Here is a 22,899-nt window from a genome sequence, read left to right as displayed (position 1 = left end):
GGCTAGGTGCGGATCACGCAGATACGTGAGCCGCGTGCACGTCGTCGGCGGGCCGCGCCTCGGTCTGCTCCTTGGCCCACCGGTAGTCCGGCTTCCCTGCCGGCGAGCGCTTCACCTCGTCGACCAGCCAAAGGCTGCGCGGGACTTTGTATCCCGCGATCTCGGAACGCACGAAGGCATCCAGCTCCGACAGCGACGGCCGCGTCCCGGGCCGCGCCTGCACGACGGCGGCCACGTGCTGCCCGTACCGGGGATCGGGCACACCAACGACCAGTGCGTCGAAGACGTCGGGGTGCCCCTTCAGCGCGGCCTCGACCTCCTCGGGGTAGATCTTTTCGCCGCCGCTGTTGATCGACACCGAGCCACGGCCGAGCATGGTGACGCTGCCGTCCTCCTCGACCGTTGCGTAATCCCCGGGGATGGCGTAGCGCACGCCGTTGATGGTCTTGAACGTCTCGGCGGTCTTCTTCTCGTCCTTGTAGTAGCCGACGGGAATGTTGCCCTTCTTGGCGATGAAGCCCCGCACGCCTGAACCGGGCTGGACCTCGTTGCCGTCGTCGTCGAGAACGACGGTGCGGTGGTCGATCGTCACACGCGGGCCGCCGCTGTGCGGCGCGTCCTTGGCGACGACGCTGGTACCGCCAAACCCGGTCTCCGAGGAGCCAATTGAGTCGGTGATGACCCGGTTGGGCAGCAGCTCGAGGAACTTCTCCTTGATGCTCGGCGAGAACAGCGCCGCGGTGGAGGCGAGCAGGAACAGCGACGACAGGTCGTATTCGTTTCCCTGCTCCTGGTGCGCCAGCAGCGCGTCCAGCAATGGCCGCGCCATCGCGTCGCCGGTGAAGAACAACAGGTTGACCTTGTGCTTGTGAATAGTGCGCCAGACCTCGTCGGCGTTGAATTCCGGTGCGAGAACGGTGGTTTGACCCGAGAAGATCGACATCCAGGTGGCCGATTGGGTGGCGCCGTGGATCATCGGCGGAATCGGGTGGCGGACCATGGGCGGGTTCTCCGCTGCGGCCTTGGCCAGGTCGTGCTCGTCGGAGATGAATTCGCCTGTCGCGAAATCGGTTCCGCCGAACAGCACGCGGTAGATGTCCTCGTGGCGCCACATCACGCCCTTCGGGAAGCCGGTGGTGCCGCCGGTGTAGAGCAGGTAAATGTCGTCGGCGCTGCGTTCGCCGAAGTCGCGCTCGGGTGAGCTCTGCGCGATCGCGGAATAGAACTCGACACCGCCGTAGCGCGCAAAGTCGTCGTCGCTGCCGTCCTCCACGACCAGGATCGTCTTGACGTTGGGCGTCTCGGGCAGCACGTTGGCCACTCGGTCGGAGTACTGGCGCTCGTGGACCAGCGCGACCATGTCGGAGTTGTCGAACAGGTAGCGAAGCTCTCCCTCGACGTAGCGGTAGTTGACGTTCACCAGGATGGCGCCGGCCTTGATGATGCCGAGCATCGCGATGACGATTTCGATGCGGTTGCGGCAGTAGAGCCCGACCTTGTCGTCCTTTTGCACGCCCTGTTCGGCCAGGTAGTGCGCGAGACGGTTGGCCTTCTCCTCCAGCTCGGCGTAGGTCAGCTGTTGATCGCCGCAGATGAGTGCTACACGGTCAGGCACGGCGTCGATGGCGTGCTCGGCAAGATCGGCAATATTCAGGGCCACGGCCACCAAATTAGAACGTGTTACATTTCTTGACAAGTTCATGCCCGATGTGGAGGGAAAGGCGGTCGCCGTGGCCGAGGCGCCAGCAAACGTTGAATCCGGACCCGACGCGCTGGTTGAGCAGCGCGGTCACACGCTGATCGTCACCCTGAACCGACCGCATGCCCGCAACGCGCTGAGCACGGAAATGATGGAAATCATGGTGCAGGCCTGGGACCGCGTCGACGACGATGACGACATCCGCTGCTGCATCCTGACCGGATCCGGTGGCTACTTCTGCGCCGGGATGGACCTCAAGTCAGCAACCAAAAAGCCGCCGGGCGATTCGTTCAAAGATGGCAGCTACGACCCGTCACGCATCGACGCCCTGCTCAAGGGCCGTCGGCTGACCAAACCGCTGATCGCGGCCGTCGAAGGCCCCGCGATCGCCGGCGGCACCGAGATTCTGCAGGGCACAGACATCCGCATCGCCGGCGAGAGCGCCAAGTTCGGGATTTCGGAGGCCAAGTGGAGCCTCTACCCGATGGGCGGCTCCGCCGTGCGGCTGGTGCGCCAGATTCCCTACACCGTGGCCTGTGACCTGCTGCTGACCGGCCGGCACATCACCGCCGCCGAGGCCAAGGAGATCGGGCTGATCGGGCACCTGGTGCCCGACGGGCAGGCGCTGACCAAGGCGCTCGAGATCGCGGAGCTCATCGAGAACAACGGGCCGCTGGCCGTGCAAGCGATCCTGCGGGCGATCCGCGAGACCGAGGGCATGCACGAGAACGACGCGTTCAAGATCGACACCCAGATCGGTATCAAGGTGTTCCTGTCCGACGACGCCAAGGAAGGCCCGCGGGCATTCGCCGAGAAGCGCAAGCCCAACTTCCAGAACCGCTAACGTTCCCGGCGCGACGCCTGCCCCTTCGCCTAACGGTTACCCCCTTCGCCTGACGCCGCCCCCTTTGCCTGGCGGCGCCCCCTTCGCCGAACGTGCTCTGAGGGCGAGAAAATCGCCTAAATCCCGCCCTCAGAGCACATTCGACGCAAGGAATCAAGAAAGCGACGCGCTCGGGGTGAACGCCACCGGCATCTTCTCCAGGCCGGACACGAAGTTGGCCGGCCGCAACGGCAGAGCCTCGTCTGGAGATGCCAGCCGCATGTCAGGCAGCCGCTCCAGCAGCCGGGTCTGCATGATCGACAGTTCCAGCCGCGCAAGCTGGTTGCCGAGACAGAAGTGCGTGCCGAAGCCGAACGCGAGGTGGTTGTTCGGGTAGCGCTCGATGTTGAAGCTCTCCGGCTTCTCGAAGACCTTCTCGTCGAAGTTCGCCGACTCGAATAGCAGGATCATCTTTTCGCCCTCGCGCAGCTGGGTGCCGTGGAACTCGGTATCGGCGGTGATCGTGCGCGCCATGTTCTTCACCGGCGCCGTCCACCGCAGCATCTCTTCAATTGCGTTGGGCAGCAAGCTCAGATCGCCGCCGAGACGCTTGTGCTGATCGGGGTGCAGCAGCAGTTGCCGGGTTCCGCCGGACAGCGTGTGCCGCGTGGTCTCGTCGCCGCCGATCAGCAGCAGCAGCACCTCGGTGACGATCTGGTGGTCTTCCAGCCGCGCACCCTCGACCTCCGCGTGCACCAGAACGCTGACCAGGTCGTCGGTCGGCTCCTTCTTGCGGCTCTCGATCATGCCCATCATGTATTGGCTGTAGGCGGCGAAGGCGTCCATGGTCACCTGGACATCCGCCTCGGCCGCGGTGCTGCTCAAGGAACTGACCAAATCGTCGGACCACTTGAGGAACATCTCGCGTTCCTGCGGGCGCACACCGAGCATGTCCCCGATGACCGCCATCGGCAGTGGCGCGGCCAGATCCCAGACGAAGTCGCATTCACCGCGTTCGCACACCGCGTCGATCAACGTGTCGCACAACGAGGTGATCGAGGACTCCAGGTTCTTCACCCGCTTACGGGTGAACCCGTAGTTGACGAGCTTGCGGCGCAACAGATGTTGCGGATCGTCCATCTCGATCATCATCTCGACGCCCGGCTGGTCGGGTCGGATGCCGCCGGCGTTCGAGAACAACTCGGGGTTGCGCTCGGCCTCGATCACGGACTGATACGTCGAGGCCGCTGCCAGCCCGTTGCGATCCCGGAAGACCGGCTCGTTCTCCCGCATCCAGCGATAGATGGACCGGGAGTCGCCGGCGTAGAAAGTCCCGTCGGTCAAGTCGACGTCGGGTTTGGTCATCGTCATGAGATCTCCTGGGCATCGCCGAATGTCATTTGTACCTGGTCAGCGGAGCTGGACAACATCGCGCGCTTCGGAAGCCCCAGCGACGCAAGCTCTTTCGCGTATGGATGATCGCCCAGCCGGACGCGCACGCCACCCAGCCGCGTCCGCACACCGTCCAGCGTGTGCTCGAAGGCGGTCTCGCGGGTGATTCCGTCGCGGCGCGAGTAGCTGCGCTGCGCCTGCTGGCGCGGGGTCAGTCGAATCGGCAGGCCGGGACGGAAGTCCATGCCGATCACCAGTTGCCCGTCGACCGTGCAGTCGAACCCGAACTGACGGCCCTCTCGAATGACGAAGTCCGCCATGACTTTCGGGTAGCCCCAGATCTTGGTTCCCGCCTCCAGCGTGAACGGCTGGTCGACGGGCAGGTGGTGGATGAACGCGCCGGCCGATTGCAGGGCCCGCGGGCTCGCCTTTGATCCAGGCGCTGTGCCCGGTGGGTTGACCATCACGCTGGTGCCGAATTCGTAGTACTGGCCCAGGTCTCCGTCGATGTAGTGCATCAGCATCAGGACCACGATGGCGCGCCCGGGCAGGTAGCGGCAGACCTGCAGGCCGCTGTAGTCGATCAGGTGCTGAGCGGCGTCGGCATCCACCGAGAACATCGCCATGTGCTGATTTGCCTTGCGGATCTGTACCGGCATGGTGATCACCGTGCCGGCGATGGTGTACTGCGAGGCTGTCATCCGGTCAATCTAGAACCCGTTCTATTGACGGGGCAAGCAAATCGCTAGATCAGCGCGGCGAGGTCCCGGACCTGCTCGGAAGAGCGGCCAGAGACCACCATCATCGTGACGCCGGCGGCCTCCCATGCCTTGATCTGCTTACGCACGTAGTCAACATCACCGACGATCGCGGCGTCGTCGATGACCTCGTCGGGGATGATCTCCGCGGCCTTGTCCTTCTGGTTGCTGCGGAACAGCTTGGTCACGTCGTCGACCACCTCGGCATAACCCATCCGGCGATAGACGTCGGCGTGGAAGTTGGTGTCCTCGGCGCCCATCCCACCCATGTAGAGCGCGATGTAGGGCTTCATGGCCGTGAATGCAGCGCTGCGGTCCTCGGTGATGACGATGTTGGCCGTCGCGCAGATCTCGAAGTCCTCGCGGCTGCGGCGTGCGCCCGGGCGGGCAAAGCCCTCGTCCAGCCACTCGTTGTAGGTGTCGGCCATCCGCGGCGTGTAGAAGATCGGCAGCCAGCCGTCGCAGACCTCAGCGGCCAGCGCCACATTTTTGGGCCCCTCGGCGCCCAGCATGATCGGGATGTCGGCGCGCAGCGGGTGGGTGATGGGCTTGAGCGGCTTGCCCAGGCCCGTGGTGCCCTCCCCGGTCCGCGGCAGCGGGTAGTGCGGGCCATCGCTGGTCACCGGCGCATCGCGGGCCCACACCTGCCGGATGATGTCGATGTACTCGCGGGTGCGGGCCAGCGGCTTGGGGAATGTCTGGCCGTACCAGCCCTCTACGACCTGCGGGCCGGACACCCCGAGTCCGAGAATGTGCCGGCCACCGGACAGGTGGTCGAGCGTCAGCGCGGCCATCGCGCACGCCGTCGGGGTCCGCGCGGAGAGCTGAACGACCGACGTGCCCAGTCGCACCCGCTGCGTCGACGAGCCCCACCAGGCCAGCGGTGTGTAGGCGTCGGAGCCCCACGCCTCGGCGGTGAACACGGCGTCGAATCCAGCATCCTCGGCCGCGGCGACGAGCTCCGCATGGTTATCCGGAGGCTGAGCGCCCCAATATCCCAGCTGCAAACCCAGCTTCATTTCTCCGCCTTTCCTGGCCGAACCGGACCCGATATTGAAACGGTTCTTAGAACCTGTTCTACTCGATGGCGTGACAGCCACTTCGAGCGGCCCGACCACGATCGATCACTCCGAGCCGCCTCTCTCAGCGCCGTTAACTCTGGCCTTCGACTACACCCGTTCAGTCGGAACCACGCTAGGCAAGTTCTTCACCGCACTGCGTGACCGCCGCGTCCTCGGGGTGCGCGGATCGGATGGCCGGGTGCATGTGCCACCGGCGGAGTACGACCCGGTTACCTACGAACCGCTGGGCGAGATGGTACCGGTGTCGTCAGTCGGCACCGTGGTGTCATGGACCTGGCAGCCCGACCCGCTGGAGGGCCAGCCGCTGGACCGGCCATTCGCCTGGGCACTGATCAAGCTGGACGGTGCCGACACCCCGTTGATGCACGCGGTCGACGCCGGCGAACCGGACAAGATCAACACCGGCGCGCGGGTGCATGTGCACTGGGCCGACGAGACGGTGGGCGCTATCACCGACATCGCCTACTTCGCGCTCGGTGAGGACGCCGAGCCCGAGGGACCCGCCAGCGACCAGGACCCGGTCACGATGATCGTCACACCGGTCTCGCTGACCATTCAGCACACCGCCTCGCACGAGGAAAGCGCCTACCTGCGGGCCATCGCGGAAGGCAAACTGCTGGGCGCCAAGACCGGCAAGAATGGCAAGGTCTACTTCCCGCCGCACGGCGCGGACCCGGCCACCGGCCAGCCCACCACCGAATTCGTCGAGCTGCCGGACAAGGGCACCGTGACGACGTTCGCCATCATCAACATCCCGTTCCAGGGCCAGCGCATCAAGCCGCCGTACGTCGCGGCCTATGTGCTGCTCGACGGGGCCGACATCCCGTTCCTGCATCTCGTCGCCGACATCGACGCGCACGAGGTGCGGATGGGCATGCGGGTGGAAGCGATTTGGAGGCCCCGCGAGGAGTGGGGTTTCGGTATCGACAACATCGAGTACTTCCGGCCTACCGGTGAGCCGGACGCCGAGTACGACACCTACAAGCACCACCTGTAAAGGGCCTGCCTACACATGAGCGAACGCAATGTTGCGGTGGTCGGCTTTGCCCACGCCCCGCATGTCCGCCGTACCGACGGCACCACCAACGGTGTCGAGATGTTGATACCGTGCTTCGCCCAGCTCTACGAAGATCTGGGTATCGCCAGGACCGACATCGGCTTCTGGTGTTCGGGATCGTCCGATTACCTTGCCGGGAGGGCATTTTCGTTCATCTCCGCTATCGACTCGATTGGCGCCGTTCCACCGATCAACGAGTCGCACGTCGAGATGGACGCAGCCTGGGCCCTCTACGAGGCCTACATCAAGATCCTGACCGGCGAGGTCGACACCGCGCTGGTGTACGGCTTCGGCAAGTCCTCGGCCGGGATTCTGCGTCAGATCCTGTCGCGACAGACCGACCCCTACACCGTCGCTCCGCTGTGGCCGGACTCGGTGTCGATGGCCGGACTGCAAGCCCGTATGGGGCTCGACTCCGGCAAGTGGACCGAAATCCAGATGGCCCGCGTCGCGTTCGATGCATTCGCCAACGCCCGCCGAGTCGACAGGGTGGAGTCGGCGGTCAACGTCGAGGACCTGCTCGACCGGCCCTTCTTCGCTGATCCGCTGCGACGCCACGACATCGCACCGATCACCGACGGCGCGGCCGCGATCGTGCTTGCCGCCGACGACCGCGCCCGCGAGTTGCGCGAAAACCCGGCCTGGATAACCGGAATCGAGCATCGCATCGAAACCCCCGTGCTCGGTGCGCGTGATCTGACCAGCTCCCCGTCCACCCGGACAGCGGCCAAGATCGCCACCGGCGACAACACGGCCAACCTCGACGTCGCCGAGATCCATGCACCGTTCACCCACCAGCACCTGATCCTGGCGGATGCCATCCGGATTCCCGGGAAGACAAGAGTAAATCCGTCCGGCGGTGCGCTGTCGGCGAACCCCATGTTCGTTGCCGGTCTCGAGCGCATCGGATTTGCCGCACAACACATCTGGGATGGTTCGGCGAACCGGGTGCTGGCGCATGCCACCAGCGGTCCTGCGCTGCAACAGAACCTGGTCGCGGTCATGGAAGGAAAAAACTGATGGCCGGTGCAGGTGCGCATCTCGCCGCGGTACTGGGTACCGGGCAAACCAAGTATGTAGCCAAGCGCAAAGACGTTTCGATGAACGGCCTGGTGCGCGAGGCGATCGACCGTGCGCTGGAAGACTCCGGTTCGACCTTCGACGACATCGACGCGATCGTGGTCGGCAAGGCGCCGGACTTCTTCGAGGGCGTCATGATGCCGGAGCTGTTCATGGCCGATGCCATGGGCGCCACCGGCAAGCCACTCATCCGGGTGCACACCGCGGGTTCGGTCGGTGGGTCCACCGCGGTGGTGGCCGCCAGCCTGGTGCAGTCCGGGAAGTACCGGCGCGTGCTGGCGATGGCTTGGGAGAAGCAGTCGGAATCAAATGCCATGTGGGCGTTGTCGATTCCGATCCCCTTCATCAAGCCGGTCGGCGCGGGCGCGGGTGGCTATTTCGCTCCGCACGTGCGGTCCTACATACGCCGCTCGGGCGCACCGTTGAACATCGGTGCCATCGTCGCGGTCAAGGACCGGCTCAACGGCGCACGCAACCCGCTGGCCCATCTACACCAGCCCGACATCACCGTGGAAAAGGTGATGGAGTCCCCGATGCTGTGGGACCCGATCCGCTACGACGAGACCTGCCCGTCCTCCGATGGCGCAGCTGCAGTCGTCATCGGCAATGAGGAAATCGCCGAAGCCCGCTTGGCGCAAGGACAACCGGTGGCCTGGATACACGCCACCGCGCTGCGCACCGAGCCGCTGCAGTTCTCGGGCCGCGACCAGGTCAGCCCGCAAGCCGGGCGCGACGCCGCCGCCGCTCTCTGGAAAGCAGCCGGCATCAAGAGCCCGATCGACGAGATCGATGCCGCCGAGATCTACGTGCCGTTCTCTTGGTTCGAGCCAATGTGGTTGGAGAACCTGGGATTTGCCCCCGAGGGCGAGGGCTGGAAGCTCACCGAGGCCGGCGAAACCAAGATCGGCGGACGGCTCCCGGTGAACCCGTCCGGCGGCGTGCTCTCGTCGAACCCGATCGGCGCCTCGGGCCTCATTCGCTTCGCCGAGTCGGCAATCCAGGTGATGGGCAAGGGCGGCGACCACCAGGTGCCTAACGCCCGAAAAGCGTTGGGACACGCCTACGGTGGCGGTTCGCAGTACTACTCCATGTGGGTGGTCAGTGCCGACAAGCCCGAAAAGGTAGACGCGTGAGCCACGCCGAGAAGACGAAGCACCCGGCCCATGAGGCCGGCCGTCGCTCGCGCGAGGCGGTCGGGGCCAGGGACAAGGAAGCGTGGCTGGCGGCGTTCACCGAGGACGCCATCGTCGAGGATCCCATTGGGCCGTCGGCGTTCGACCCCGAGGGCAAAGGACACCGGGGCCGCGACGCGATCTCGGCGTTCTGGGACCAGGCCATCGCCCCCACGACGAAGATCGAGTTCTTCTTCCGCGAGACCTACCAGTGCGGCAACGAGGAAGCGAACGTCGGCCACATCCTCATCACGACCGGCGAGTACCAGACAACGGCCGAGGGTGTTTTCACGTACAAGGCCAATGACGAGGGCAAACTGGTTGCCCTGCGCGCTTATTGGGAGATGGACCAAGCGGCCGCCAATACCCGGAAGGTCTAGGAAGCTCTCTTCTCGCGCCGGCCGGTCCCACGCGGTAGTGTCCTGGTGTCGCGATCACCGTGGTGGTGCAGAGAGGCGGCCCATGGACGACGACTGGGAGTTCGAAGCGCCCGCGAAGGACGATTCGCGGCACTCGCGTCGGACCCGACCCACACTGGCGATCGTGGGCGCGGTAGCCGTTGTCATGCTCGCGGTCCTCGGCGTGGCCGGATACTTCGTCTTCGGTCGCCCGTCGTCAGGGAACGCCGCGTCCACGCAGACCGTGACGTCGAGCTCCCCGCCGCCCGCCGCGAGCGCGGTCGTACTGCCGCTGCGACTGGCGGACCCCCAAGGCGTGGAGGTGGATAGCGCGGGCAATGTGTACGTCGCCGACTCTGGCGGCAACCGGGTGCTCGAGCTGCCGGCCGGTGCGAGCACACCCATCGAGTTGCCGTTCACCGGCCTGAACCGTCCGGCCGGTGTGGCGGTGGACAAGCAGGGCGGCCTCTACGTCGTCGACCAGTCCAACAAGCGGGTATTGATTCTCGCCGCCGGCTCCAAGACTCAGGTCGAGCTCGCATTCACCGGCCTGATCGAGCCGCACGGTGTGACGGTGGACAGCAGCGGCAACGTCTACGTCGCCGACTTCAAGAGCAACCAGGTGCTCGAACTGCCGGCCGGATCGAACACCCAGCTCCCGGTGCCGTTCACTGGGCTGAACCAGCCATACGACCTGGCGGTGGACAGCAACGACGGCATTTACGTCGCCGATGCCGGCAACAATCGGGTGCAGAAGCTGGCCGCGGGCACGACCACCCCGGTCATCCTCCCGTTTGGCGGCCTGAACTTTCCGAACAGTGTGGCGGTCGACCGCAGCAACAGCGTCTACATCACCGACTTGAACAACAACCGGGTGCTACGACTGACGGCGGGCTCCAACACCGTGTCCCAGCTCCCCTTCGGTGATCTCTTCGCTCCCTATGGAATAGCCGTGGGCGATCAGGGAGACGTGTACGTGGTCGACTTCGACAACCGAGTGGTGAAACTGCCGGCGGGATACCATACGACCGAACTCGCGCATTGATCCGGGCAGCAGCGAATTCGCCGAGCACGCAATCGAATCGGTGCCGACCCGCGTCTAGATCGGCTCCAGCCCGGCGAGATGCCGCTGCGCCAGGTCGCGGTAGGCCTGCGGGTTCAGGTTGATCCACATCTCGGCGCCGGTTCCGGCGATCGGGCCCTTGATCTGAGCCGGTGCGCCGACCGCCAGCATGCCGGCCGGAATCTGCGTGCCGGCCGTCACCAGAGAATGGGCTGCGATCAAGCTGCGCGCACCGATCACGGCCCCGTCGAGAACAGTGGCGTGGTTGGCGATCAGTGCCTCAGCACCGACGTGCACCCCGTGAATGACGCACATATGGGCCACCGTCGCACCCGGTCCGATATCGACGGGGATCCCCGGCGGCGCGTGCAACACCGACCCGTCCTGCACATTGGCGCCTTCCCGCACGACGATCGGCCCATAGTCGCCGCGTAGTACGGCGTTGAACCAGACCGACGCCCCGGCCTCGACAGTGACGTCGCCGATCAGGGTCGCTGTCGGCGCTACGAAAGCCGTCGGATCGATCCGTGGCGCCCGACCCTCGAAAGCAAACAGTGGCATCGTCTAGATATACCCCAGCATGAATATCCCGTGGTTAGACCCGCTGTCGTTGCGCTTACGGGTCAGAAAACTGTAACGTGTTCTAGTTAGAGGGCAGAAAGTTGGAGGTGACAGGTGACTACCGACACCAAAGCGGTCGGCATCCGGGAAATCGATCCCGGCGCGTTGCCGACCAGATACGCCCGCGGCTGGCACTGCCTGGGCGTTGCAAAGGACTTCCAGGACGGCAAGCCGCATTCCGTCGAGGCTTTCGGCACCAAGTTGGTGGTCTTCGCAGACTCGCAGGGGGACATCAAGGTCCTCGACGGCTACTGCCGCCACATGGGCGGGGATCTGTCCGAGGGCACCATCAAGGGTGACGAGGTCGCGTGCCCGTTCCACGACTGGCGCTGGGGCGGCGACGGCCGCTGCAAGCTGGTGCCGTACGCCAAGCGGACACCCAAAACGGCGCGCACGCGGTCGTGGACGACCGATGTGCGCGGTGGCCTGCTGTTCGTCTGGCACGACCACGAGAACAACCCGCCGGACCCCGCCGTCCGCATTCCGGACATCCCGGAGTCCCACAGCGACGAGTGGACCGAGTGGCGGTGGAACAGCATCCTCATCGAGGGGTCCAACTGCCGCGACATCATTGACAACGTCACCGACATGGCGCACTTCTTCTACATCCACTTCGGGTTGCCGACGTACTTCAAGAACGTCTTCGAGGGCCACATCGCCTCGCAATACCTGCACAACGTGGGTCGGCCGGACGTCAATGATCTGGGCACCTCCTACGGCGAGGCGCACCTGGATTCCGAGGCGTCCTACTTCGGTCCGTCGTTCATGATCAACTGGCTGCACAACAGCTACGGCGGCTACAAGGCCGAGTCGATTCTGATCAACTGCCACTACCCGGTGACCCAGAACTCGTTCGTTCTGCAGTGGGGCGTCATCGTCGAAAAGCCCAAGGGCATGGACGAAAAGATGACCGAGAAGCTGTCCAGGGTTTTCACCGAGGGTGTCAGCAAGGGCTTCCTGCAGGACGTCGAAATCTGGAAGCACAAGACCAGGATCGACAACCCGCTGCTGGTCGAAGAAGACGGCGCCGTGTACCAGCTGCGTCGCTGGTATCAGCAGTTCTACGTCGATGCCGCCGACGTCGAGCCGGAAATGGTGGAGCGCTTCGAGATCGAGGTGGACACCACCCGTGCCATTGAACACTGGAACGTCGAAGTCGCCGAGAACCTGAAGGCACAGGATGCCGAAGCCCCTGCGGCACAAGAAGTTCCAGTCGAACAACACTGACGACATGTCTGACGATCAGCCGGCGGTTCCCGACGTCGATCGGCTCGCTCGGTCGATGCTGCTGCTGCATGGTGACGGCCACGACCACGAGGACAAGCCCGCTGGCAACGGCGGGTCTGGAATCTGGTCGAAGTCAAGAGATTTCGCCAACGACCCACAGCGCGCGGCCGAAGTCCGTGAGGCCAGCCGCGCCGACCGGGAGCGCTATCTCACGTCCGGTCTGCAGCCGGTGGATTGCCGCTTCTGCCACGTCACGGTGACCGTGCGCAGGCTGGGGCCGGGACACACTTCGGTGCAATGGAATGCTGACGCGTCGCAGCGCTGTGCCCACTTTGCCGAGGTGCGCGCGTCCGGCGGCGACACCGCACGAACGAGGTCCTGCCCCAGGCTGAGCGACAGCATCGAACATGCGGTCGCCGAGGGCTATTTGGATTCGACACCGGACGGCGACTGACTCAACGCTGCTGGGGCAGCACCCGACTACCCTGTGGCGTCTCGCCACACCTGCCTCTGCCGAAAGGAACTGTCGTTGTGCCCGCACATCGTGAACAAGCTCGGCACGGACCAGTCGCTCACAGCCCGGCGAACCGCTCCTTGACCTCTTCAGCGGTGAGTCCGTAATCGGCCAGCGAGTACTTGTGCTTCGGAGCCCGGGCGCCGGTCTGACTCTCGGCGTGGCTGTCCTCCATAGCCTTTCGTGCGTCGTCGGTCAGCGTCATGCCGAAGTGACCGTACACGCCTGTGACCGTTCCGAGCGGATCGGCGATCAAATCGTGGTAGTCGACGTCGCAGAACTGGGCGGGGTTGTACTTGGCACGTTCGGTGTTGAACCGCTGCAGACCGCGCGACCAGGTTTCCATTGCGTCAGCACCGATCTGGGCGCCGGAGAAGGTCGTCGACCATCCCTCGGCGGTGTGCTGTGCCAAGGAGCACATCGACGCCAGGATCGTTTCAACCGGCCGGTGGGTCTGTATCACTAGGGCGTCCGGATAGGTCGCCATCAACGCGTCCAACGCAAACAGATGGCTGGGATTCTTGAGCACCCAACGCTTTTCGGTGTCGTTCAGCCCGATCAGCTGAAGGTTGCGGCGGTGCCGCTGATACGACGGCGTCCAGTCCTGTTGCGACAGCCACCGCGAGTAGGTGGGTAGGTGCGACAGCGTCTCGTATGACACCGAATGCAGCGACTGCCGCAGCAGCTGCCAGCACTCCTCCAGCTCGTAGGCGGCCATGAAATGCAGGCCGGTGTACTCCGGGTTCTCTTGGTGATGCTGGTTGAACTGCGCATTCAGCTGGCTGTACCACGGGTTTGATTCCCACGTGTCGCGAGGCGGACGCGGCTGCGGGAACTCGGCCAGCCACAGGTGCAGGCCCTGATGGACCGGGTCCGCCCCCAGTAGCCGGTGCAAAATCGTAGTGCCGGTGCGCGGCAGCCCGGTGACAAAGATCGGCCGCTCGATGCCGACGTCGGCGTGCTGCGGATACTGCTTCCACGCGGACTCGGAGAACAGCCTGGCCACTAGCGCGCCGCGCAGAAAGAACCGATTCATCTTGCTGCCCAACGCGGTTAGGCCGGCGTCACGCTGGTAGGAGTCCAGCAGCACGCCTAGCGCTTCGCGGTAGTTGTCGTCGTCGACGCCGAAGTCGTCGAGCCCGACCAGCTTGGTTGCCGACGCTTGCAGGTCGTCGACGGTGCCTACATTGGTCAGGCCGGTGCGCTCTGCCATTAGGTGTGGTACTCCCCGCAGTTGACATCCAGGGTCTGCCCGGTGATACCGCTGGACAGGTCGCTGGCCATGAACAGAATCGCCGAGGCCACCTCGTCCTCGGTGGGCAGCCGCTTGAGGTCGGAGTTGGCGGCGGTGGCCTCGTAGATCTGCTCGGGCGTGGTGCCGTACTTGCCGGCCTGATGGTTGAAGTACGCCTGCAGGGTGTCGCCCCAGATATAGCCGGGTGCAACGGAATTGACGCGAATACCCTGTTCGCCCAACTCGGTGGCCAACGACTGCGACATGGACAGCAGGGCGGACTTGGCCATCTTGTAGGCGCCGTATTTCGCCTGCGAGTGCCGGATCACCATGGAGTTGACGTTCACGACCGAGCCGTGCGACGCGGCCAGCGCGGGGGTGAAGCCCTGGATGAGCCGCAGCGCGCCGAGTGCGCTGAGTTCGATCGCATCGCGGATATGCTGAAAGGTGGTGCCGGCCAACGGTTTCATCGACGGCACTCGGAACGCGTTGTTGATCAGCACGTCGACTTTCCCATAGGCCTCTAGCGTGGCAGCGACGAGGTTGTTCACCTGGTCGTCGTCGGTGATGTCGGTGGGCACCGTCACCGCACGACCGCCGGCGTTGGCGATCTGTTTCGCGACGTCGTCCAGGCGTTCTGGGGTGCGGGCCGCCAGCACCAGGTCGGCGCCCTGTTGGGTGCATCGGTGTGCCAACGTGGTGCCCAGACCCGGGCCGACACCGCTGATCACCACAACCTTGCCGTCAAGCAACTTCGTCATCCCAGCATCCTCGCCTGAATTTGTTGGTGGCGCAGCGCAATTCGCGCACGCCAGTCGTCCTCAGAAATCTTGTTGTGCTCGAAGTAGGGCAGCTTGCTTGCCACCGCGCCGAGGTCGACCAACTCGACCGTGGGTCCGTCGGCGTCGGTGAGCTGGCGAGACACCCGCTGCCAGCGGAACTGCAGATAGCCGCGGCGGTGGCCGAGGGTCTCGACCCAGTTGGTAACACCCGGATTCCCATCCGCGACGACGATGCGAACCTTGCCATCCGGATCCGCTTGGGCCTGAGTGTTGTTCAGCGAGGTCTGGTGGTTGATGTAGTCCAGCGAGATGTACCACAGGCTGCCTAACTGGAAGCCGAGGTACGGCGCATCCGACACCGGGATCGTGATCACCAGCGCCTGATCGGGCCGCAGATCCCAATGCCCGACCGACGAGTACTGGGTGGACAGTCCGCCTGGGGTCAGCCGCGGTGCCACCATGGTGTTGACCGGGAGATTGTCATAGAACCACTGCGGGAATTGCAGCCAGGTCTTGATTCGCTGCACTAGCTGCTTTGCCGCTGTGGCATAACGCCTTTCGATCGTCTCGCGGGTCAGCGGCGGCGGCGCGGTGCCGGCGGTGTCCAGCCGGGAGATCGCCAGCGTGCCGCGTTGCGCCGACCAGTCGCCGTACACCTCGCGCATCACCAGCTGACCGTTGCTCGTCGGGCGCACCCGCCACTCGAAGCTGCCGTCCGCGGCGATCTCGAGTTCACGGTCGTCGAACGCGGCCTGGCTGACAGGCACGTTGTCGTCGGTGTACTCGCCGCCGAGTAACTGGAAGCTCAGGTCCGTGGTGGTACCGCGCCGGCCTGTGACCACGTAGTCATGGTTGGCGTGCAGACGGGTCCCGAAGTACAGCGTGTCGGGGTTGTCCAGACCCATCTTGGTGAACGGCCCGGTGCCCGACTGCAGGAAGGGATGGTCGCGGTCGTAGTCGACGGCCATGTGGATGCAGGCCGAGATACCACCGGCCAGATACTGCAGTCCTTCGAGCAGGTCGGCTTCGGTCTCGATGAAGGGAGCGGCGGCGACTAACTCTTCGGCCTCGGCGATCGCGGAGGTAAGGGGATCAGAGAACACGCCTAGACGCTAGAACGTGTTCTACTTTTTCGTCAATGGCGAACATTCCCGCGCGTCGCCGCTTACGTTTGCCGACGAGGCCCGATCGCTAAGAGGTGCACTGCTGCGACAGGTCGATCAGATGCTGCCGCACATCGGGATGCCGACTCAGGTAGTCCATGACGTTGGGGCCGCCGCCCTCCGCCTGAGACTTGGCGGACAGCTGCGCTTTGACGTCGGGATGCCGCGTTAGGTACGCGTTGATGGACTGACCCACGGTCTGATTGCACGGATCCGCGTTGGCTGTCCCCGCCAAAGGCAGCGCGATCAGCGTCGCGGCGGTGGAAGTTAATAGCCCCCCGGCGAGCAGGCCGTACAGTCCGCGGCGCCGAAGGCCGCGTGTGTTGGATGTGCTCATGCGGGTCAGGTTACCCGGGCCAGCTGTGCCCGGGCTGTGCCCTGACTGTGCTCGGGTGCAGTCAGCGCGTTACCGCGGCGCCGCCGTCGCGCTCGCGCTTGATCTCCAGCGCGATGTCGATGAGCTGGTCCTCCTGGCCGCCGATCAACTTGCGCTGGCCGGCCCGGTGCAACAGCTCGTGCGCCGGAACGCCGTAGCGCTCGCCCTGACGGACGGCGTGCTTGAGGAAGCTCGAGTAGACCCCGGAGTAGCCCATGATCAGCGCGTTGCGGTCGAGCACGCACTCGGCCGGCATGGCCGGGCGCACCACGTCCTCGGCGGCGTCGGCGATGTCGAAGAAATCGATACCGGTCTTCACGCCGATCTTGTCGAACACCCCGATCAGGGCCTCGACCGGCGCGTTACCCGCACCGGCGCCGAACCGGCGCACACTGCCGTCGATCTGCTTGGCACCCGCGCGCACGGCTTCGACCGAGTTGGCCACCCCAAGCCCCAGATTCTCGTGCCCGTGGAAACCGACCTGGGCGTCGTCGCCGAGTTCGGCAACCAACGCCTTCACCCGGTCGGCGACGCCGTCAAGCACCAGGGCGCCGGCCGAGTCGACGACGTAGACGCACTGACACCCGGCATCCGCCATGATGCGGGCTTGGGCGGCCAGCTTCTCCGGCGAAATGGTGTGGGCCATCATCAGAAACCCGACGGTTTCCAGGCCCAGCTCGCGGGCCAGACCGAAGTGCTGGATCGAGACGTCGGCCTCGGTGCAATGCGTGGCGATCCGGCAGATCGATCCGCCATTGTCCTGTGCCTCTTTGATGTCCTCTTTGGTGCCCACCCCGGGCAGCATCAGGAACGCGATCTTGGCTTCTTTGGCCGTCTCGGCGGCGAGTTTGATCAGCTCTTGCTCGGGGGTCTTGGAGAAGCCGTAGTTGAACGACGAACCACCCAGTCCGTCGCCGTGGGTCACCTCGATCACCGGCACGCCGGCCGCGTCGAGGGCCGAGACGATCGCACCGACCTCATCCTCGGTGAATTGGTGGCGTTTGTGGTGTGAGCCGTCGCGCAGCGAGGTGTCCGTCATGCGGACGTCCCAGACCGGGTTGAAGAAGATGTCGGTACTCATGCCTGTGCTCCTCCCGCCGTTGCGGATAAGGATTCCTTCGCGATCTCTTCGCCGACCTTGGTGGCCGCCGCCGTCATGATGTCGAGATTTCCCGCGTACGGCGGCAGGTAGTCGCCGGCACCCTCGACCTCGACGAACGTCGTGACCAGCGCCTGCCCGCCGGAGTGCAGCGACGGGTCGTCGAACTGCGGCTCGTTGAGCAGCCGGTATCCAGGCACGTAGGTCTGCACCTCGGCCACCACCTCGTGGATGGATTTGGCGATCGCGTCGCGGTCAGCGTCCTCGGGGATGGCACAGAAAATGGTGTCGCGCATGATCATCGGCGGATCGGCCGGGTTCAAGATGATGATCGCCTTGCCGCGGTCGGCTCCACCGATGGTCTGCACGCCCCTACTGGTGGTCTTGGTGAACTCGTCGATGTTGGCGCGGGTGCCGGGGCCGGCGGACACCGATGCCACCGACGCCACGATCTCGGCGTAGGGCACCTGCACCACTCGCGAGACCGCGTACACGATCGGAATGGTCGCCTGTCCGCCGCAGGTGATCATGTTGACGTTCGGGGCATCCAGATGCTCGCGCAGGTTGGCCGGCGGGATGACCGCCGGGCCCACCGCGGCCGGCGTCAGGTCGATGGCCCGGATGCCGGCGGCCTCGTACTTCGGCGCCGCATCCCGGTGCACATAGGCGCTGGTGGCCTCGAACACCATGTCGGGCTTCTCTGACTGGGCCAGCAGCCAGTCGACCCCCTCGTGGGTGGTCTCCAAACCCAGCTTGCGGGCCCGCGCCAGGCCTTCGCTTTCCGGATCGATCCCCACCATCCAGCGCGGTTCCAGCCAGTCCGATCGCAGTAGCTTGTAGAGCAAGTCGGTGCTGATGTTTCCCGACCCGACAATGGCGACGCTTGCCTTCGACGGCATGATGCTCCCTTTTTCGAAGCTTTAAATCGACTGATTCAAAACTAATCCGAGCCTATTCAAACGACAAATGAACTGAACCCAGCCCCGCGAAGTCGGCGACGAACTGGTCACCGGGGCGGGCATCGATGGCCTTCGTGCACGAGCCGGGAAGCACCACGTCACCTTTACGCAGCCTCACCCCGAAGCTTTCCACCTTGCGGGCCAGCCAGGCCACCGCGGTCACCGGGTTTCCCAACACGGCGTCGCTGCGACCCTCGGCGATCACCTCGCCGTTGCGGGTCAGCACCGCGTCGATCGTCTTCACGTCGAGGTCGGCCGGCGACACCCGGGCCTTGCCCAGCACGTAACCCGCCGAAGAGGCGTTATCGGCAATGGTGTCGCACAACCCGATCTTCCAGTCGGTGATCCTGGTGTCGATCAGCTCGATCGACGGCACCAGGGCTTCGGTGGCCGCCAGCACGTCGTCTTCGGTGCACCCGGCGCCCGGCAGGTCGGCGGACAGGATGAAGCCGACCTCGACCTCCACCCGCGGGTACAGGTACTTGTTCGCCTTCACCGGGTTGTCCTCGAACACCTGCATCTCGTCGAGCAGATGCCCGTAGTCCGGCTCGTCGACACCCATCATCTGCTGCATCGCCTTGCTGGACAGACCGACCTTGTGGCCCAGCACGCGGGCGCCCTCGGCGACCCGCTGACGGATGTTGATCAGCTGGATCTCATACGCGTCGACGACATCGATGTCCGGGTGGGCGGACGTCAGCGGGGCGATCGGCACACGGCTGCGTTCGGCCTGCGCCAAGTCGGCAGCCAGCTCGTCGCGGGTTGCAACACTGAGCATTTACCGAAGTCCCCTCGTCCGTTTGACCGGGCCGGTAGCGGCCAGCCCGGGCAATTCTATAACGTGTTCTACATGACAGCGCAGGAGTACGACGTCGTCGTGGTCGGGAGCGGCGGAGCCGGCATGGTGGCTGCCCTTGCCGCCGCGCACCGAGGCCTTTCGACAGTAGTAATCGAAAAGGCCCCGCATTTCGGCGGCTCCACCGCTCGTTCCGGCGGCGGCGTGTGGATCCCGAACAACGAGGTCCTCAAGCGTGACGGCGTTCGTGACACCCCCGAGGCTGCCCGCACTTACCTGCACGGCATCATCGGCAACGTCGTCGAGCCGGAGCGCATCGACACCTACCTGCAGCGCGGTCCCGAGATGATCTCGTTCGTGCTGAAGCACACGCCGTTGAAGATGTGCTGGGTGCCGCGTTACTCGGACTACTACCCCGAGGCGCCGGGCGGCCGCGCGGAGGGGCGTTCGATCGAGCCCAAGCCGTTCAATGCGCGCAAGCTCGGTGAAGATGAAGCCGGACTCGAACCTGCTTATGGCAAAGTGCCACTCAATGTGGTTGTGATGCAGCAGGACTACGTGCGACTGAACATGCTCAAGCGGCACCCGCGGGGAGTGCTGCGCAGCTTGAAGGTCGGCGCTCGCACGATGTGGGCGAAGGCAACCGGTAAGAACTTGGTGGGCATGGGCAGGGCCCTGATCGCTCCGTTGCGAATCGGGTTGCAGCGGGCCGGGGTTCCGGTGGTGCTCAACACCGCTTTGACCGATCTGTATGTCGAAGACGGCGTCGTGCGCGGGGTCTATGTCCGCGACACCGGAACGTCGGAATCCGCCGAGCCGCAGCTGCTTCGGGCACGCCGCGGAGTGATCCTGGCTAGCGGCGGTTTCGAGCACAACGAGCAGATGCGGGTGAAGTACCAGCGCGCACCGATCACCACCGAGTGGACCGTCGGCGCCAAGGCCAACACCGGTGACGGCATCATCGCGGGCGAAAAGCTTGGCGCCGCACTGGATGTCATGGAGGACGCTTGGTGGGGCCCGACGGTGCCGCTGGTCGGCGCGCCGTGGTTCGCGTTGTCGGAGCGCAACTCGCCGGGGTCGATCATCGTTAACATGTCCGGTAAGCGATTCATGAACGAGTCGATGCCCTACGTCGAGGCCTGCCACCACATGTACGGCGGGGAATTCGGCCAGGGACCGGGGCCGGGCGAGAACATTCCCGCCTGGCTGGTGTTCGACCAGCAGTACCGGGATCGCTACATCTTCGCGGGATTGCAGCCCGGACAACGCATTCCGACCAAGTGGATGGAGTCCGGCGTCATCATCCGGGCCGACACGCTCGAGGAGCTGGCCGAGAAGGCAGGCCTGCCGGTCGCCGAGTTCAGCGCAACCGTGGCCAGGTTCAACGGCTTCGCCCGCGCGGGTGTCGACGAGGACTTCGCCCGCGGCCAGAGCGCCTACGACAAGTACTACGGCGACCCCACCAACAAGCCCAACCCGAACCTGGGCGAGCTCACCCACGCACCGTATTACGCCGCCAAGATGGTGCCCGGCGACCTGGGCACCAAGGGCGGTATCCGCACCGACGTCCACGGCCGCGCGCTCCGCGACGACGGCAGCATCATCGACGGCCTCTACGCCGCGGGCAACGTCAGTGCACCGGTGATGGGACACACCTACCCGGGCCCGGGCGGCACCATTGGACCGGCGATGACTTTCGGGTACCTCGCCGCACTGCACATCGCAGGAGAGAACTGATATGCCGATCGACGCAGAAGTCGCGCTGGCCGCTGAGCTTGAGCCCATCGAATTCTCTTGGGCCAGCAGCGATATCCAGCTGTATCACCTTGGGCTTGGTGCCGGCCGCGACCCGATGGACCCGCGCGAGTTGCGCTACCTGATCGACGACACTCCGCAGGTGCTGCCGACGTTCGGCAACGTCGCGGCGTCCTTTCACATGACCAAGCCGCCGACGGTGCAGTTCCCCGGCATCGACATCGAGCTGGGCAAGGTGCTGCACGCCAGTGAGCGGATCGAAGTGCCCGGGCCGCTGCCGCCGTCGGGCTCCGCTAAGGCGGTCACCCGGTTCACCGATATCTGGGACAAGGGCAAGGCCGCGGTGATCTGGAGCGAGACGACGGCGTCCGCGCCGGACGGCACCGTGCTCTGGACGCAGCGGCGGTCGATCTTCGCCCGCGGTGAAGGTGGATTCGGCGGTGATCGTGGTCCGTCGTCGTCGGACGGAGCACCCGATCGGGCTCCCGACCTGGAGGTCGACGTGCCGATCCTGCCGCAGCAGGCGCTGCTATACCGGCTGTGCGGCGACCGCAACCCATTGCATTCCGATCCCGAATTCGCGGCTGCCGCAGGCTTTTCCCAGCCGATTCTGCACGGGCTGTGCACCTACGGCATGACGTGCAAGGCCATCGTCGATGCGCTGCTGGACGGCGACGCGACGGCCGTGGCCGCTTACGGCGCACGTTTCGCCGGTGTGGCGTTCCCCGGCGAAACGCTCAAGGTCGGCATCTGGAAAGACGACAACCGCTTCCTGGCCAGTGTTGTCGCGCCTTCGCGCGACAACGCAGTAGTGCTGTCCGGCGTCGAGCTGGTCCCGGCCTAGGGTCCCTTCTTCTTCTTCGCCGAGCGCCCGGCCAGCCGGGCCCAAGGGTTCGAACGCCCGGCTAGCCGGGGGTTCGGCCAGCACGCGCTGACCGGCCCGGCGAACGATGTCGCCGGGCCGGTCACCAGCGACCACCCGGACGAGGACCCACCCGCGACGTTGCAGCCTTTCTTGCCGCCTAATGTCCCAGTTGTACTGCGAGCGATCGCTGCGATGGTGATCGCCGTCGTATTCCACGGCGACTTTCACGTCTTCCCACCCCATGTCCAAATACGCGAAGACACTGCCGAACTCGTCGAGCACCTGAATCTGTGTCCGCGGCCGCGGCAGGCCGGCCTCGATCAGCACGACGCGAAGCCACGACTCTTTCGGCGACTGCGCCCCGGCATCGAATAGGTCCGCGGCCCGGCGTGCGCGCGCGATGCCTCGGCGTCCCGCATACCTGAGGGCTAGCAGCTCGACATCGGCTGCTTTGATTTCTGTCGCTCCGGCCAACGCGTCGATACCTGCCACTGCGGTCATCGTCGGATACCAGCAGCCGAGGTCCAGCGCTGTCCTCGTCGGCGATGTAACCGCTACGCCGCCAATCATTTCGATTTCGTCCGCCTCGACGACGTGTCTATGCAGCTGTATCGCCGCCGCGCAATGGTGGTTGTCGTGGATCAGCTCCACAGCTCTTCTGTCGTCGACCCATTTGCTTCCGTGTAGCGCGGCCGCCGAGAACCCCGCCACAATGCCCCGGCGTCCAGTCCACAACCACCCGGCCTTGGCGCGCACCGCGGCCGTGAGATCAGTTTCGCGATCAATGTAGACGCCTCGAAACAGCCGGACGTGGCGCGTTTCCAACTGACTCTTGGTCAACAATCCCAACGTAACGGCTTCGGTCCCGACAAACGGCTCGCCCATCGCCGCAGCGTCGCATGCCATACCATCGGCGTCACTTCAGTCGCCGAGTGCCCGGCTAGCCACACGCTGAGCCCCGAATGCCCGGCTGGCCGGGCATTC

General features: G+C 65.1%; 22 protein-coding genes and 1 pseudogene. 10 read left to right on the top strand and 13 right to left on the bottom strand.

The features are described from left to right. Positions 1–13: 13 nt before the first annotated feature. Complete coding sequence (locus ACZY0B_RS01745) at positions 14–1,666, bottom strand: acyl-CoA synthetase (RefSeq protein WP_463762208.1); 1,653 nt, start codon at positions 1,664–1,666, stop codon at positions 14–16. Positions 1,667–1,700: 34 nt separating this feature from the next. On the opposite strand from ACZY0B_RS01745, the gene ACZY0B_RS01740 reads away from it, so the two are divergent. Continuing rightward, positions 1,701–2,543, top strand: a complete 843-nt coding sequence (locus ACZY0B_RS01740; protein ID WP_463762207.1) for a crotonase/enoyl-CoA hydratase family protein — start codon at positions 1,701–1,703, stop codon at positions 2,541–2,543. Between the two features lie 153 nt (positions 2,544–2,696). Here ACZY0B_RS01740 and ACZY0B_RS01735 read toward each other — a convergent pair whose 3' ends face one another. From ACZY0B_RS01735 to ACZY0B_RS01725, 3 genes are read right to left on the bottom strand one after another with little or no spacing between them, the layout of a single operon-like run. Next, positions 2,697–3,893 (bottom strand): cytochrome P450, encoded by a 1,197-nt coding sequence (locus ACZY0B_RS01735; protein ID WP_463762206.1) that lies wholly within the window; start codon positions 3,891–3,893, stop codon positions 2,697–2,699. Beyond that, on the bottom strand, positions 3,890–4,615 hold the full coding sequence (locus tag ACZY0B_RS01730; RefSeq protein WP_463762205.1) for an acetoacetate decarboxylase family protein: 726 nt from the start codon (positions 4,613–4,615) through the stop codon (positions 3,890–3,892). The genes ACZY0B_RS01735 and ACZY0B_RS01730 overlap by 4 nt, the downstream gene beginning before the upstream one ends. Positions 4,616–4,659: 44 nt before the next feature. Further along, a complete protein-coding gene (locus tag ACZY0B_RS01725) occupies positions 4,660–5,691 on the bottom strand; it encodes an LLM class F420-dependent oxidoreductase (RefSeq protein ID WP_463762204.1) in 1,032 nt (343 codons plus the stop codon). A gap of 70 nt (positions 5,692–5,761) precedes the next feature. Here ACZY0B_RS01725 and ACZY0B_RS01720 point away from each other — a divergent pair, with 70 nt between their 5' ends. The 5 genes from ACZY0B_RS01720 to ACZY0B_RS01700 all read left to right on the top strand — a co-directional run bounded on the left by ACZY0B_RS01720 (position 5,762) and on the right by ACZY0B_RS01700 (position 10,506). After that, entirely contained in the window at positions 5,762–6,751 is a 990-nt protein-coding gene (locus ACZY0B_RS01720; RefSeq protein WP_463762203.1) for a Zn-ribbon domain-containing OB-fold protein, read from the top strand. Between the two features lie 15 nt (positions 6,752–6,766). After that, the gene (locus tag ACZY0B_RS01715) at positions 6,767–7,831 is read left to right on the top strand and encodes a thiolase domain-containing protein (RefSeq protein WP_463762201.1); all 1,065 of its coding nucleotides are present in this window, start codon (positions 6,767–6,769) and stop codon (positions 7,829–7,831) included. Continuing rightward, positions 7,831–9,024, top strand: a complete 1,194-nt coding sequence (locus tag ACZY0B_RS01710; RefSeq protein WP_463762200.1) for a thiolase domain-containing protein — start codon at positions 7,831–7,833, stop codon at positions 9,022–9,024. The genes ACZY0B_RS01715 and ACZY0B_RS01710 overlap by 1 nt, the downstream gene beginning before the upstream one ends. Further along, positions 9,021–9,443: a nuclear transport factor 2 family protein gene (locus tag ACZY0B_RS01705; RefSeq protein WP_463762199.1), complete on the top strand. Its 423-nt coding sequence runs from the start codon at positions 9,021–9,023 to the stop codon at positions 9,441–9,443. The genes ACZY0B_RS01710 and ACZY0B_RS01705 overlap by 4 nt, the downstream gene beginning before the upstream one ends. Before the next feature lie 82 nt (positions 9,444–9,525). Further along, positions 9,526–10,506, top strand: coding sequence for an NHL repeat-containing protein (locus ACZY0B_RS01700; protein WP_463762198.1), 981 nt, complete (start codon positions 9,526–9,528; stop codon positions 10,504–10,506). Between the two features lie 54 nt (positions 10,507–10,560). On the opposite strand, the gene ACZY0B_RS01695 is transcribed toward ACZY0B_RS01700, so the two are convergent. Continuing rightward, the gene (locus ACZY0B_RS01695; RefSeq protein WP_463762197.1) at positions 10,561–11,085 is read right to left on the bottom strand and encodes a gamma carbonic anhydrase family protein; all 525 of its coding nucleotides are present in this window, start codon (positions 11,083–11,085) and stop codon (positions 10,561–10,563) included. Positions 11,086–11,199: 114 nt separating this feature from the next. Between ACZY0B_RS01695 and ACZY0B_RS01690 the strand changes: the two genes are divergently transcribed. Both ACZY0B_RS01690 and ACZY0B_RS01685 read left to right on the top strand, forming a co-directional pair. Beyond that, positions 11,200–12,372 carry a Rieske 2Fe-2S domain-containing protein gene (locus ACZY0B_RS01690; protein ID WP_463762196.1) on the top strand — a complete coding sequence of 391 codons (1,173 nt, stop codon included), beginning with the start codon at positions 11,200–11,202 and terminating at the stop codon, positions 12,370–12,372. A gap of 4 nt (positions 12,373–12,376) precedes the next feature. Continuing rightward, positions 12,377–12,826 carry a hypothetical protein gene (locus tag ACZY0B_RS01685; protein ID WP_463762195.1) on the top strand — a complete coding sequence of 150 codons (450 nt, stop codon included), beginning with the start codon at positions 12,377–12,379 and terminating at the stop codon, positions 12,824–12,826. Positions 12,827–12,944: 118 nt separating this feature from the next. On the opposite strand, the gene ACZY0B_RS01680 is transcribed toward ACZY0B_RS01685, so the two are convergent. From ACZY0B_RS01680 to ACZY0B_RS01650, 7 genes are all read right to left on the bottom strand, one after another. Beyond that, a complete protein-coding gene (locus ACZY0B_RS01680; protein ID WP_463762194.1) occupies positions 12,945–14,099 on the bottom strand; it encodes a sulfotransferase family protein in 1,155 nt (384 codons plus the stop codon). Beyond that, positions 14,099–14,881: an SDR family oxidoreductase gene (locus ACZY0B_RS01675; RefSeq protein ID WP_463762193.1), complete on the bottom strand. Its 783-nt coding sequence runs from the start codon at positions 14,879–14,881 to the stop codon at positions 14,099–14,101. Before ACZY0B_RS01675 ends, ACZY0B_RS01680 begins: the two co-directional genes overlap by 1 nt. Continuing rightward, positions 14,878–16,005: a hypothetical protein gene (locus tag ACZY0B_RS01670; RefSeq protein ID WP_463762192.1), complete on the bottom strand. Its 1,128-nt coding sequence runs from the start codon at positions 16,003–16,005 to the stop codon at positions 14,878–14,880. The genes ACZY0B_RS01675 and ACZY0B_RS01670 overlap by 4 nt, the downstream gene beginning before the upstream one ends. Positions 16,006–16,093: 88 nt before the next feature. Continuing rightward, positions 16,094–16,402 (bottom strand): hypothetical protein, encoded by a 309-nt coding sequence (locus ACZY0B_RS01665; protein WP_463762191.1) that lies wholly within the window; start codon positions 16,400–16,402, stop codon positions 16,094–16,096. 61 nt (positions 16,403–16,463) lie between these two features. After that, the gene (dmpG, locus tag ACZY0B_RS01660) at positions 16,464–17,522 is read right to left on the bottom strand and encodes a 4-hydroxy-2-oxovalerate aldolase (protein ID WP_463762190.1); all 1,059 of its coding nucleotides are present in this window, start codon (positions 17,520–17,522) and stop codon (positions 16,464–16,466) included. Continuing rightward, positions 17,519–18,439 carry an acetaldehyde dehydrogenase (acetylating) gene (locus tag ACZY0B_RS01655; RefSeq protein WP_463762189.1) on the bottom strand — a complete coding sequence of 307 codons (921 nt, stop codon included), beginning with the start codon at positions 18,437–18,439 and terminating at the stop codon, positions 17,519–17,521. The genes dmpG and ACZY0B_RS01655 overlap by 4 nt, the downstream gene beginning before the upstream one ends. Positions 18,440–18,491: 52 nt before the next feature. After that, positions 18,492–19,277 (bottom strand): 2-keto-4-pentenoate hydratase, encoded by a 786-nt coding sequence (locus tag ACZY0B_RS01650; RefSeq protein ID WP_463762188.1) that lies wholly within the window; start codon positions 19,275–19,277, stop codon positions 18,492–18,494. A 72-nt stretch (positions 19,278–19,349) separates the two neighbouring features. Here ACZY0B_RS01650 and kstD point away from each other — a divergent pair, with 72 nt between their 5' ends. After that, entirely contained in the window at positions 19,350–21,032 is a 1,683-nt protein-coding gene (kstD, locus tag ACZY0B_RS01645; RefSeq protein WP_463762187.1) for a 3-oxosteroid 1-dehydrogenase, read from the top strand. 1 nt (position 21,033) lies between these two features. Beyond that, on the top strand, positions 21,034–21,894 hold the full coding sequence (locus ACZY0B_RS01640) for a MaoC/PaaZ C-terminal domain-containing protein (protein WP_463762186.1): 861 nt from the start codon (positions 21,034–21,036) through the stop codon (positions 21,892–21,894). 61 nt (positions 21,895–21,955) lie between these two features. Here the strand turns inward: ACZY0B_RS01640 and ACZY0B_RS01635 are convergent. After that, a pseudogene (locus ACZY0B_RS01635) lies at positions 21,956–22,800 on the bottom strand (endonuclease domain-containing protein). Between the last annotated feature and the right edge of the window lie 99 nt (positions 22,801–22,899).

This window comes from Mycobacterium sp. IDUB_19, assembly GCF_055419445.1.
Note: the sequence above shows the minus strand (reverse complement) of the source record. Positions and strands in the feature narration are given on the sequence as shown.